The organism is Pseudomonas mercuritolerans (assembly GCF_025706525.1).
GTDB classification, from domain to species: domain Bacteria; phylum Pseudomonadota; class Gammaproteobacteria; order Pseudomonadales; family Pseudomonadaceae; genus Aquipseudomonas; species Aquipseudomonas mercuritolerans.
The window spans coordinates 341,508-353,921 of sequence record NZ_JAMSHA010000004.1; the positions used below are offsets into that span (position 1 = coordinate 341,508).

At 61.1% G+C, this 12,414-nt stretch carries 13 protein-coding genes; 10 read left to right on the forward strand and 3 right to left on the reverse strand.

All coding sequences use genetic code 11. The features are described from left to right. Nucleotides 1-33: 33 nt before the first annotated feature. The 10 genes from ND528_RS13680 (at nt 34) to ND528_RS13725 (ending at nt 11,111) form a co-directional block, all read left to right on the forward strand. Complete coding sequence (locus ND528_RS13680) at nt 34-750, forward strand: FadR/GntR family transcriptional regulator (RefSeq protein WP_130888455.1); 717 nt, start codon at nt 34-36, stop codon at nt 748-750. Between the two features lie 133 nt (nt 751-883). Beyond that, nucleotides 884-1,759, forward strand: a complete 876-nt coding sequence (locus ND528_RS13685; RefSeq protein WP_024013913.1) for an SMP-30/gluconolactonase/LRE family protein — start codon at nt 884-886, stop codon at nt 1,757-1,759. Nucleotides 1,760-2,029: 270 nt separating this feature from the next. Further along, nucleotides 2,030-2,848 (forward strand): SDR family oxidoreductase, encoded by an 819-nt coding sequence (locus ND528_RS13690; RefSeq protein WP_263470518.1) that lies wholly within the window; start codon nt 2,030-2,032, stop codon nt 2,846-2,848. 137 nt (nt 2,849-2,985) lie between these two features. Further along, on the forward strand, nt 2,986-3,990 hold the full coding sequence (locus ND528_RS13695; protein WP_016770973.1) for a substrate-binding domain-containing protein: 1,005 nt from the start codon (nt 2,986-2,988) through the stop codon (nt 3,988-3,990). A 53-nt stretch (nt 3,991-4,043) separates the two neighbouring features. After that, nucleotides 4,044-5,591 (forward strand): L-arabinose ABC transporter ATP-binding protein AraG, encoded by a 1,548-nt coding sequence (gene araG / locus ND528_RS13700; RefSeq protein WP_041479431.1) that lies wholly within the window; start codon nt 4,044-4,046, stop codon nt 5,589-5,591. A gap of 12 nt (nt 5,592-5,603) precedes the next feature. Next, a complete protein-coding gene (gene araH, locus ND528_RS13705; RefSeq protein ID WP_038861078.1) occupies nt 5,604-6,572 on the forward strand; it encodes an L-arabinose ABC transporter permease AraH in 969 nt (322 codons plus the stop codon). A 272-nt stretch (nt 6,573-6,844) separates the two neighbouring features. Beyond that, nucleotides 6,845-7,558 carry a GntR family transcriptional regulator gene (locus tag ND528_RS13710; protein ID WP_095182261.1) on the forward strand — a complete coding sequence of 238 codons (714 nt, stop codon included), beginning with the start codon at nt 6,845-6,847 and terminating at the stop codon, nt 7,556-7,558. Then, entirely contained in the window at nt 7,555-8,553 is a 999-nt protein-coding gene (locus ND528_RS13715) for an ADP-ribosylglycohydrolase family protein (RefSeq protein ID WP_263470519.1), read from the forward strand. Before ND528_RS13710 ends, ND528_RS13715 begins: the two co-directional genes overlap by 4 nt. A 169-nt stretch (nt 8,554-8,722) precedes the next feature. Continuing rightward, a complete protein-coding gene (locus ND528_RS13720; RefSeq protein ID WP_263470520.1) occupies nt 8,723-10,189 on the forward strand; it encodes a purine-cytosine permease family protein in 1,467 nt (488 codons plus the stop codon). Then, nucleotides 10,182-11,111 carry a PfkB family carbohydrate kinase gene (locus tag ND528_RS13725; RefSeq protein WP_263470521.1) on the forward strand — a complete coding sequence of 310 codons (930 nt, stop codon included), beginning with the start codon at nt 10,182-10,184 and terminating at the stop codon, nt 11,109-11,111. Before ND528_RS13720 ends, ND528_RS13725 begins: the two co-directional genes overlap by 8 nt. Before the next feature lie 144 nt (nt 11,112-11,255). Here ND528_RS13725 and ND528_RS13730 read toward each other — a convergent pair whose 3' ends face one another. The 3 genes from ND528_RS13730 to ND528_RS13740 form a co-directional block, all read right to left on the reverse strand. Then, on the reverse strand, nt 11,256-11,636 hold the full coding sequence (locus tag ND528_RS13730) for a Rho termination factor N-terminal domain-containing protein (protein WP_071173202.1): 381 nt from the start codon (nt 11,634-11,636) through the stop codon (nt 11,256-11,258). A gap of 63 nt (nt 11,637-11,699) precedes the next feature. Further along, entirely contained in the window at nt 11,700-11,957 is a 258-nt protein-coding gene (locus ND528_RS13735) for a hypothetical protein (protein WP_130911805.1), read from the reverse strand. A 44-nt stretch (nt 11,958-12,001) separates the two neighbouring features. Next, the gene (locus ND528_RS13740; protein WP_130911804.1) at nt 12,002-12,346 is read right to left on the reverse strand and encodes a hypothetical protein; all 345 of its coding nucleotides are present in this window, start codon (nt 12,344-12,346) and stop codon (nt 12,002-12,004) included. Nucleotides 12,347-12,414 lie beyond the last annotated feature (68 nt).

A 12,414-nucleotide genomic window follows, 5' to 3' on the forward strand; every position in this document is an offset into this window, starting at 1 on the left:
TAGGCACCCATCGCGATTCGCCTTGAGGTGTTCATGTCCAGCAGCTTTCATGCGTCGACCGTTGACTGGCTGGGCAGCTGGATTGCTGCCGGTCAGGTCAAGCCGGGGCAGACCATCAAGGTCGAGGCGGATCTGGGCGAGCAGCTTGGTGTCAGCCGCACGGTGATTCGCGAAGCCATCAAAACCCTCGTCGCCAAAGGCATGCTCGAAGTCGGACCGAAGGTCGGCACGCGAGTGTTGCCGGTCCGGCGCTGGAATCTGTTCGATCCGCAAGTGGTCGGTTGGCTATCGCGCAACGGCTTGCCGGAAAACTTCGTCGATGACCTGCTGGATTTGCGCCGCACCATCGAGCCGATGGCGGTGCGTTGGGCCTGTGAGCGGGCGACGCCGGAGCAGATTGAAGCGGTGCAACTGGCCTTCAATGCACTGGAGCGTGCGGTCGACAGTGGCATCGATTACAACCGTGCCGACCAGGCCTTCCACGAATGCATCCTGGCCGCCAGCCATAATCAGTTCATCGAACAAATGGTCCCGGCCCTCGGCGCGTTGCTGGCGGTGTCGTTCGAAGTCTCCGCCGCCGACCCCGATGAACTGCGCCGCACCTTGCCGATCCATAAAGACATGGCCGATGCCATCGCCGCGCGCGATTCGACCCGTGGCGTGTGGGCGTGCATGACCTTGATCGACAACGCCGACCTGGCGATAAAACGCTTTTACCCGAAAGTCATGGCCAGTAAAAAAGCTAGCTGAAAATGTCGAGACATCCTGTGGGAGCGAGCTTGCTCGCGAATGCGTCAGGTCAGATAAATCATCATTGACTGACACTCCGCCTTCGCGAGCAAGCTCGCTCCCACAGTAAAACAACAACCCAGAAGGACTTGATATGCCGTTCACCGCACTGACCCAACATCGCGCGCAACTCGGCGAAGGCCCGTTCTGGGACGCGCCGACCCAGGCGTTGTACTGGGTCGATATCGCTGGCAAACAAGCGTTGCGCCTGATCGGTCAGAACGTGCAGATCTGGCAGATGCCCGAGCACATCTCCGCCTTCATTCCTTGCGCCAGCGGTGATGCGTTGGTCACGCTGAGCAGCGGTGTCTATCGGCTGGATCTCGATTCGCCCGGGCTTGAGCCACGCTTGACACTGTTCTGCGTCGCCGACCCGCAACCGGGCAACCGCCCCAACGAAGCCCGTTGCGATGCCTTGGGCCGGTTGTGGTTGGGCACCATGCAGAACAACATCGGCGAGCACGGCGAGGATCTGCCGCTGGTGCGCCGTTCCGGTGGCCTGTTCCGCATTGACCCCGATCAGCGCGTCACACCGCTGCTACTCGGTCTGGGCATCCCCAACACCCTGCTCTGGAGTGACGACGGCACCACGCTGCTGTTTGGTGAAAGCCTCGACAGCACGCTCAATCGATATTTCATCCGCACCGACGGCAGTCTAGATGCGCCGCAGGTGTTTTACTCGTCCGATCAACACGGTGGTCCCGATGGCTCGGCGATGGACGCCGAAGGCTACGTGTGGAATGCACGCTGGGACGGCAGTTGCCTGCTGCGCCTGACGCCGGACGGGCAGGTGGACCGCAAGATCGATCTGCCGGTCAGTCGCCCGACCAGTTGCGTTTTCGGTGGCGAAGACCTGAAAACCCTGTTCATCACCAGCGCGAAGAGTCCACTGAATCATCCATTGGATGGCGCGGTGCTGAGCATGCGCGTCGACGTTGCAGGAAAACTCTGTACGCGTTTTGCTGGCTAGATCCCAAAATATGGGATGCAAAATTATATATTGAGATTATTTGGCGGTCGGGTTTATAGTCGGCTCCAGCAGTAACACGCACTCACACTTAAAAAGAACAAAACAGGTGAAGTGATGCAGCGAATTCTTGTCGCCCGCGCAAGCGGGATCCGCCTTTCGTCACGGCTTGATGCCGTCGGCGACGCTTGCCTGTTTGTTTTCCCCAGCCGTCAGAACCGGACATCGACCGATGCCCGGTTTTTTTGCGCCTGCGTGCAGGAGGCCTGAGCCATGGCTGAAGCGCTGACATTGCCACCAGTGCCGGCGCCGCCGAAAGGCGAGCGCCTGAAAAACAAGGTCGTGCTGCTGACCGGGGCCGCTCAGGGCATCGGCGAAGCGATTGTCGCCGCCTTCGCCGCGCAGCAAGCCAGATTACTCATCAGCGACATCCAGGCCGACAAGGTCGAGCAGGTCGCCGCTCACTGGCGCGATCAGGGCCATGACGTGCAGGCGCTCAAGGTCGACGTATCGAATCAGCAGGATCTGCATGCCCTGGCCCGACGCGCCGTGGAACTGCATGGCCGCATCGATGTGCTGGTCAACTGCGCCGGGGTCAATGTGTTCCGCGATCCTTTGCAGATGACCGAAGAAGACTGGCGCCGCTGCTTCGCCATCGATCTGGACGGCGCCTGGTATGGCTGCAAAGCCGTGCTGCCGCAGATGCTCGAGCAGGGCGTGGGCAGCATTATCAACATCGCCTCGACCCATTCCAGCCACATCATTCCCGGTTGCTTCCCGTACCCGGTGGCCAAGCACGGCTTGCTCGGCCTGACCCGTGCACTCGGCATCGAATACGCGGCCAAGGGCATTCGCGTCAACGCCATCGCGCCGGGCTACATCGAAACGCAGCTGAACGTCGATTACTGGAATGGCTTTGCCGATCCGCATGCCGAGCGTCAACGCGCCTTTGACCTGCACCCGCCCAAGCGCATCGGCCAGCCGATCGAAGTGGCAATGACGGCGGTATTTCTGGCCAGCGATGAGGCACCGTTTATCAACGCTTCGTGCATCACCATCGATGGTGGCCGCTCGGTGATGTACCACGACTGAATAAAACGGATTTCCAGCGCTGAACTACGCTTGAAATCCAATCATCATACGATATGACTATTTTCAAACAGCTTCACTGAGAACACGCTTCAACGCTTTTCAAACCTTGCTCAAAAAAAATAACAAGGAGTCATCTGATGAAACGTCGTTTCGGGATTCGTACCCTGTGCAGCACTGCCCTGGCGGTCACTGCGTTCAGCCTGAGCAGTGCGCTGCTCGCCGCCGACGCGGTGAAGATCGGTTTTCTGGTCAAGCAGGCCGAAGAACCGTGGTTCCAGACCGAATGGGCTTTTGCCGAAAAAGCCGCCAAGGACAAAGGCTTTGAACTGATCAAGATTGCCGTACCGGATGGCGAGAAGACCCTCTCGGCCATCGACAGCCTGGCCGCCAACGGCGCCAAGGGCTTCGTGATCTGCCCGCCGGACGTGTCCCTCGGCCCGGCCATCATGGCCAAAGCCAAGATCAACGACCTGAAAGTAATTGCCGTCGACGACCGTTTTGTCGATGCCAACGGCAAGTTCATGGAAGACGTGCCGTACCTGGGCATGGCCGCGTTTGAAGTCGGCCAGAAGCAGGGCGCCGCCATGGCCGCCGAAGCGAAGAAGCGCAACTGGGACTGGAAAGACACCTACGCGGTGGTCAACACCTACAACGAACTCGACACCGGCAAGAAGCGCACCGACGGTTCGGTCGATGCCCTGAAGAAGGCCGGCATGCCCGAGGACCACATCCTCTTCGCCGCGCTGAAAACCCTCGACGTACCGGGCAGCATGGACGCCACCAACTCGGCGCTGGTGAAACTGCCGAGCGCGGCGAAAAACCTGATCATCGGCGGCATGAACGACAACACCGTGCTTGGCGGCGTGCGCGCCACCGAAGCGGCCGGTTTTGCCGCGAGCAACGTGATCGGCATCGGCATCAACGGCACCGACGCCATCGGCGAATTGAAAAAGCCTAACAGCGGCTTCTTCGGTTCGATGCTGCCAAGCCCGCACATCGAAGGCTACAAGACCGCCGAGATGATGTACGAGTGGATCACCGCCGGCAAAGAGCCGCCGAAGTACACCGCCATGGATGACGTCACCCTGATCACCCGCGAAAACTTCAAGCAAGAGCTGGAAAAAATCGGCTTGTGGAACTGAGGCAGCGACGGCCCGGGCAGCCGGGCCGTTTTTCGGTGTGAAGAGGTGGCTTTATGCACGCGCAAGTACAGACACAAGAACAACACGGCGCCAGCGGCAGCCTGCGCTTCAACGGGATCGGCAAGACCTTTCCCGGCGTGAAAGCGCTCGACGGCATCAGCTTCGTCGCCCACCCCGGCCAGGTTCATGCCTTGATGGGCGAGAACGGCGCGGGCAAATCGACCCTGCTGAAAATCCTCGGTGGCGCTTACATCCCAAGCAGCGGCGAGCTGCAGATCGGCGAGCAGGCGATGGCGTTCAAGTCCACCGCTGACAGCATCGGCAGCGGCGTCGCGGTGATTCACCAGGAACTGCATCTGGTCCCGGAAATGACCGTGGCCGAAAACCTGTTTCTTGGCCATCTGCCGGCCAGTTTCGGCCTGATCAATCGCAGTGAGCTGCGGCAGAAAGCCCTGAATTGCCTGAAAGGCCTGGCCGACGAAATCGATCCGCAAACCAAGGTCGGACGCTTGTCCCTCGGCCAGCGGCAATTGGTGGAAATCGCCAAGGCGCTGTCGCGCGGCGCACACGTTATCGCTTTCGACGAACCGACCAGCAGCCTATCGGCACGCGAGATCGATCGCTTGATGGCGATCATCGGACGTCTGCGCGACGAAGGCAAAGTGGTGCTCTACGTTTCCCATCGCATGGAAGAAGTCTTCCGCATTTGCGACGCCGTCACCGTGTTCAAGGACGGCCGCTACGTGCGTACCTTCGACGACATGAGCCAGTTGACTCACGATCAACTGGTGACCTGCATGGTCGGCCGCGATATTCAGGACATCTACGATTACCGCCATCGCCCGCGTGGCGCCGTGGCGTTGAAGGTCGATGGTTTGCTCGGCCCGGGCCTGCGCGAGCCGATCAGTTTCGAAGCGCACAAGGGCGAAATCCTTGGCCTGTTCGGCCTGGTCGGAGCAGGGCGCACCGAGCTGTTTCGCCTGCTCAGCGGCCTGGAACGCAACACCGCCGGCCGTCTCGAATTGCGCGGCCATGAGCTGAAACTGCGCTCGCCCCGTGACGCGATTGCCGCCGGCATTCTGCTGTGCCCGGAAGACCGCAAGAAGGAAGGCATCATCCCGCTGGCCAGTGTCGCCGAGAACATCAACATCAGTGCCCGTGGTGCGCATTCCGGGCTCGGCTGCCTGATCCGCGGTCTGTGGGAAAAGGGCAACGCCGACAAGCAGATCAAGGCCCTGAAAGTAAAAACCCCGCACGCCGGCCAGCAGATCAAGTTCCTTTCCGGCGGCAATCAGCAAAAGGCCATTCTCGGTCGCTGGCTGTCGATGCCGATGAAAGTCCTGCTGCTCGACGAACCGACCCGTGGCATCGATATCGGCGCCAAGGCCGAGATCTACCAGATCATTCATAACCTCGCCGCCGACGGTATTTCGGTGATCGTGGTGTCCAGCGATCTGATGGAAGTGATGGGCATTTCCGACCGCATCCTGGTGCTGTGCGAAGGCGCCCTGCGCGGCGAAGTCAGCCGCGACCAGGCCAATGAATCCAACCTGCTGCAACTGGCTTTGCCACGCCACCGCGCTGACGGCGTGGCGAACTGAGAGGTGACTATGATGACTACGCAAAACGAAACCCTGCCGACCGAGCGCAAACCGCTGGACCTGCGGCGCTTCCTCGATGACTGGGTCATGCTGCTGGCGGCGATCGGCATCTTTGTCGCCTGCACCTTGCTGATCGACAACTTCCTCTCGCCGCTGAACATGCGCGGTCTGGGTCTGGCGATTTCCACCACCGGCATCGCTGCGTGCACCATGCTTTATTGCCTGGCGTCCGGGCACTTCGACCTCTCGGTCGGCTCAGTGATCGCCTGTGCCGGCGTGGTCGCGGCGGTGGTGATGCGTGACACCAACAGCGTGTTTCTCGGGGTCAGCGCAGCACTGGTGATGGGCCTGATCGTTGGTCTGATCAACGGCATCGTGATTGCCAAGTTGCGCGTCAATGCCTTGATCACGACGCTGGCGACCATGCAGATCGTGCGCGGTCTGGCCTATATCTTTGCCAACGGCAAAGCGGTCGGTGTTTCGCAGGAATCGTTCTTCGTCTTCGGTAACGGCCAGCTGTTCGGTGTGCCGGTGCCGATCCTGATCACCATTGTCTGCTTCCTGTTCTTCGGCTGGCTGCTGAACTACACCACCTACGGGCGCAACACCATGGCCATCGGTGGCAATCAGGAAGCGGCGTTGCTGGCGGGTGTCAACGTTGACCGGACCAAGATCATCATCTTCGCCGTGCATGGTTTGATCGGTGCGCTGGCGGGTGTGATTCTGGCCTCGCGGATGACTTCCGGGCAGCCGATGATTGGTCAGGGTTTTGAACTGACGGTGATCTCGGCTTGCGTGCTGGGCGGGGTTTCGTTGAGTGGCGGCATCGGTATGATTCGTCATGTGATTGCCGGGGTGTTGATTCTGGCGATCATCGAGAATGCGATGAACCTGAAGAACATCGATACGTTTTATCAGTATGTGATTCGGGGTTCGATTCTGCTGTTGGCTGTGGTGATTGACCGCTTGAAACAGCGCTAACGTCAAAAGCTACCCCTCACCCCAGCCCTCTCCCGGAGGGAGAGGGGGCCGACCGGGGTGTCTTGCGTTCTACATCGACCTGAAAGATCGGGTCGATTGTGGATTCTCTAAAGCAACATCAGTTCGGCGCATTTCCTGAGCACTCCCCAATCAGTTCCCTCTCCCTCCGGGAGAGGGCTAGGGTGAGGGGCTTTTGATTTTGCTCTTCCCATCGGTCACCTCCCTCAAATTTTTGTTGCCCGCCACGCACCGTTTCGGTTATCAATTTGTACATGATTAGACAGGTACGATTCGACAAGAAACAAAGGGTGGTCGACGAGCTCGTCCGACGCATCGAAAGCGGCCTCATGGAGGACGGCTTTCTGTTGCCCGGCGAACATCAGTTGGCTCAGGAATTCCAGGTCAGCCGTGGCACCTTGCGTGAGGCGCTGGCCGAACTGAAGCGGCGTAATTACATCGCCACGCAGAGCGGTGTCGGTTCCATCGTCACTTTCGACGGCGTCGCGCTGGATCAGCGCAGCGGCTGGGCGCAGGCGCTGGCCGACAGCGGGGCGCTGATCAATACCGAAGTATTGCGTCTCGAAGCGGTGACGCGGGCAGATCTGCTGGTGCGTTTCGGCACCGACCAATTCATCACTCTCGACCGTCGCCGCCGCGCCACCGACGGTACGCTGGTGTCTCTCGAACGATCCTTGATGCCGGCCAACGGCGGCCTGGAAAGCCTGCCGCGCGTCGGTCTGATCGACAATTCCCTGACCATCACCTTGGCCGCCTACGGCTACATCGGCGAGCGCGGCGATCAGTGGATCGGCGCCGAGCCGCTGAATGCCGAAGACGCCGAGCTGCTCGGTCGCCCGGTCGGCACGGTGTTTCTCAAAGCCCTGCGCACCACCTACGACCGGCAGAACCGTTTCATGGAGCAGGTCGAAAGCCTGCTCGACCCCGTGCACTTTCGTCTGCACCTGCAATTCGGAGAATCGAAATGACCGCGCTCAACCGTGCGCTTGGCGCTTTCTATGGTCTGGCCCTGGGTGACGCGCTGGGCATGCCGACGCAATCGCTCGATCGTGAAACGATCAAGGCGCGCTTCGGCCAGATCACTGATCTGCAAGACGCAGGTCCCTTGCAACCGATCGCCGCGAACATGCCCAAAGGCTCGATCACCGATGACACCGAACAGGCGATTCTGGTCGGCGAGTTGTTGGTCGAAGGCCACGGCCGCATCGAGCCGGCGGTCCTCGCCCAGCGCTTGATCGAATGGGAAGCCGAGATGCAGGCCAAGGGCTCGCAGGACTTGCTCGGCCCCTCGACCAAACGCGCCATTGAAATGATCCTCGCCGGGCATTCGCCGGAAGAAGCCGGGCGCTACGGCACCACCAATGGCGCGGCGATGCGCATCACCCCGGTGGGCATTGCCGCGAACGTGGCCGATCCGCAGCGCTTCATCGCGGCGGTCGTGCAGGCTTGCCAAGTGACGCATAACACCACGCTGGGGATTTCCAGTGCGGCGGCGGTGGCGGCGGTGGTCTCCGCTGGCATCAATGACGTCGATCTCGGCGAGGCGCTGAACCTTGGCCAGCAGATCGCTCAGCAAGCCGAAGCGCACGGGCATTGGGTGGCCGGCGGGCGCATCGCCTCGCGCATCAGCTGGGCGCGCAGCATCAGTGTCGACAGCGACAAGGCGCTGCTGGCGGATCTGCTCTACGACGTAATCGGCACATCGGTGGCTTCGCAGGAGTCGGTGGTGGTTTCATTCGCCCTGGCCCAGCAAGTGGCCATCGGTGAAATGACGGCATTCGAAGCGTTATGCATGGCTGCCAGCCTGGGCGGCGACACGGATACCATCGCGGCGATTCTCGGCGCCATGCTCGGGGCTTGCCTGGGCCTTGAGTGCTGGCCGGAGCCGATGATCGAGACGGTGAAAACTGTTAATCAGCTGGAGCTGGAACCCCTTGTAAAAGGACTCCTCACCCTACGCTGAGGAACCCAGTGTAGGAGCTGCCGAAGGCTGCGATCTTTTGATCTTCAGCAGTCTTCAGGTCGGTGGAAAATCAAGATCAAAAGATCGCAGCCTGCGGCAGCTCCTACAGGGGAGAGGTGCAGGTATTCAATTGCCCATAAACACAAGAATGGCAACAGGAGCATTTTTCATGAGTTCATCAACCGCCGGGCAAAGCGTCGGGCAATTGGAAACCCGGGGCATCGAGCCGGTGCCGGAAGCCGAGTGCAACGGCCATCCGCTGCAACTGTTCTGGGTCTGGTTCGCGGCGAATATTTCCATCCTCGGCCTGCCGCTGGGCGCGACACTGGTGGCGTTTCGCGGATTGGCGATCTGGCAGGCGATCATCGTCGCGATTCTTGGTGCCGCCGGTTCGTTTGCCGTGGTCGGGATCATTTCGATTGCCGGGCGTCGTGGCCGCGCGCCGAGCCTGACGCTCTCCCGGGCAATTTTCGGCGTGCGCGGCAACATCGGCCCGACGCTGGTCTCGCTGATGTCGCGTCTGGGTTGGGAAACCGTCAACACCACCACCGCGGCGTTCGTGCTGCTGTCGCTGTGTTCGATCCTGTTCGGCTCGCCGGTCGAGGCGAAAAGTGCGCCGGTACTGACGCTGATCTTTATCGCCATCTTCGTCCTGCTGACCTTGTCAGTGTCCGGCCTCGGCCACGCGACTTTGCTGGTGATCCAGAAGTGGGCGACGTACGTCTTCGGCGCGCTGAACATCCTCGTCGGTGGCTTCCTCTGCGCGACCATCGACTGGAGCGCGGTGTTCAACGCCGCGCCAGCACCGCTGAGCGCAATGATCATCGGCATCGGCACCATGGCCGCCGGCACCGGCATCGGTTGGGCCAACGCTGGCGCTGACATGTCGCGCTATCAGCATCGCAGCGTCAAGGCTGTACGCCTGGTGGCGTCGGCGGCGTTCGGCGCGGGCATTCCGCTGGTGCTGCTGATCACTCTCGGCGGCTTGTTGTCGGTGGGCAACAATGATCTGGCGTCGGCGACTGATCCGATCGTGGCGATCCGCGACATGCTGCCGACGTGGATGGCCGTGCCGTACCTGATCACCGCGTTCGGCGGTCTGCTGCTGTCGAACAACCTGTCGGTGTACTCCGCCGGCCTGACCACGCTGACCCTGGGCCTGAAGGTCAAACGGGTCTACGCAGTGGTGGTCGACATCGTCGCGATCTTTGCGGGCTCGATCTACTTCATGCTGATCGCCGACAGTTTCTACGGCCCGTTTATCACCTTCATTTCCCTGCTGGCAGTGCCGATCACCGCATGGGTGGGGATTTTTGTCGTCGATCTGATTCACCGTCACTACTACAGCCCCAAGGACCTGCTCGACGTCAGCCCGAGCAGCGCCTATTGGTATCGCGGCGGCATCGAGTGGCGCGCGTTTGGCGCCTGGGCGATCGCCATCGTCCTCGGTTTCAGCTTTACCACCATCGGCACCACGGCGGAAAACGTTTGGTTCAAGGGCTTTTTGTCCGACTCCTGGCTGGGCCACAACGGCCTCGGCTGGATCGTGACCTTCGTCGTCGCCGGTGGCATTTACCTGGTCCTTGGCGGCGCGAAAGATCGCCGCGCCGCGCAACCCGAGAATGCTCATGCCTAAGATGTTGCACACCGGCCAGGTCATCATCGACCTGGTCATGGCCGTGGATAAACTGCCGCAGATTGGCGGCGACGTGCTGGCGCAGTCGGCGGGGTTCGAAGCCGGTGGCGGCTTCAACGTGATGGCCGCTGCGGTGCGCAACGGTCTGCCGGTGGTTTACCTCGGTCGCCATGGCACAGGACGTTTCGGTGACCTGGCGCGCCAAGCGATGCAGGCGGAAGGTATCGGCATCGGCATCCGCGAACCGGCCGAGCGCGATACCGGTCTGTGCGTGGCGCTGACCGATGCCTCGGCTGAGCGCAGTTTCATTTCCTATATCGGCGCTGAAGGTGAGGTGACCGAGGACGATTTGAACAGCGTGGCTGTCGAGCCCGGCGATTACGTTTATCTCAGCGGTTACAGTCTGCTGCATGAGGGCAAGGCGCAGGCTTTGCTCGACTGGACGCTGGCGCTGCCGGCGGCGGTCAATGTGGTGTTCGACCCGGGGCCGTTGGTGGAGTCACCTGACGCGCCGATGATGCAGACGTTGTTGCCACGCATTGATGTGTGGACCAGCAATAGCGTCGAAGCGCTGCGGTTTACCGGGGCTGATGAGATTGGCGCGGCGATGGATCGTCTTGCGAAATTGCTGCCGGAAAACGTGCTGATGGTGGTGCGCGACGGGCCGCAGGGTTGCTGGATTCAACAGCGTGGCGAGCGCCGACAAGTGCCGGGGTTTGCTGTGAAAGCAGTGGACAGCAATGGCGCCGGCGATGCGCATGCCGGGGTGTTTGTGGCTGGATTGGCGCAGGGGCTGGAGGCGCCGGAAGCGGCGCGGCGGGCCAATGCGGCGGCGGCGCTGGCGGTGACTCGCTGGGGACCGGCGACATCTCCGGGTACGGCGGAAGTGGATGCGTTTATCCGCGAGTCCTGCGGTGACTGACCCCAAACCTTCGCGAGCAAGCTCGCTCCCACATTGGATCTACGTCGTACACAAATCTTCTGTAGGAGCTGCCGAAGGCTGCGATCTTTTGATCTTGAAAAGCAAAAGATCGCAGCCTTCGGCAGCTCCTACAGGGGGTGTCGTCTAACTCGCCTTGCGCAACGCCTCAATCAACTCCTGCTTGCGCATCGACGAGCGCCCCGGAATATTCTTCGCTCGGGCTTCCTTCATCAGGCTATCGACAGTCTGCGTATCCTTCGAAGTCTCGCTGTTGCGTGAATGGCCCTTGCGGCTGGCCACCGCGCGGCGCGATGACTCTTTGCGATCTTCCGACTTGGCACTGGCGGGCTTCTTGCGCCCCGAGCCACCGGACTTCTCGCCGCCGCCGGATTGTTTGTTGACCGTCGCCCAGGCGCGAGCCTCAGCCTCATCTTTCGACACGCCCTTTTTCTCGTAGCTGTCTTCGATGTGCTCGGCTTTGCGCTTCTGTTCGCTGGTGTATTTGTCTTTGCTTCCACGAGGCATGGGATTTCTCCTCCTGTGTGCAGATTCAACCGCTCGCCACGCCTGCAGCGAGCGGCTTCGGAACTATTGCTGATCGAGTTTCTGTGCGGCTTCTACGCCAGCCGCGCTGAGCTTGATCGGCAGGTTCAGCGAGTGTTCGCCCGCTTCGCTCAAGGTCACATGACCATGGTGAATCAGCCCGCGATCCTGCAGCGAGGCGAGGGCGCTGGCCACGACTTTCTCGCCCCGGTAATTGTCCAGCACCTCCTTGCCCAGGCCGTTGGGATGGGCGTGCAGCAGGCGGGTGAGAACTTCTTTTTCCAGGTCTTTGTCGACGTTCATGGTTACCTCTTCATGGGAGTGAATAGGGCGCTCGCGTCGGCGAACTACTGACCGGCACCTTCGGAACCGGAGCCACCGGTGGTGGTTTTCGAGCCGACACCGGGGCCGGCATTGTCAGGCGCAGTGGCAGGAGAGTCAGGCGTGTTCATGCCGCCCTGACGCCCCGGATCGCTGCCCTGGGTGCGCGGGTCGGTCCCGGTGGCGGGTGGCTGATTGATCAGCGGCACACCGGAGCCATCGGTATTCATTCCGGGGGCACTGTTGATAGCAGGCGCGCGTGGCGGGGTCGGATCGGTAGGGCCAGTGCCCGCTGCCGTGGTCGAGGCGGCGAACACCGCAGGGCAGAGCAGGGCGCTGAAGACGAAAGCGGTCAACCTTGACGGGATCATAGGGCTTCTCCAGTGATTGGAATCCTTACACTGGGTTGGTCAGCCCTGGTGACGGATTGGTGCCTGAT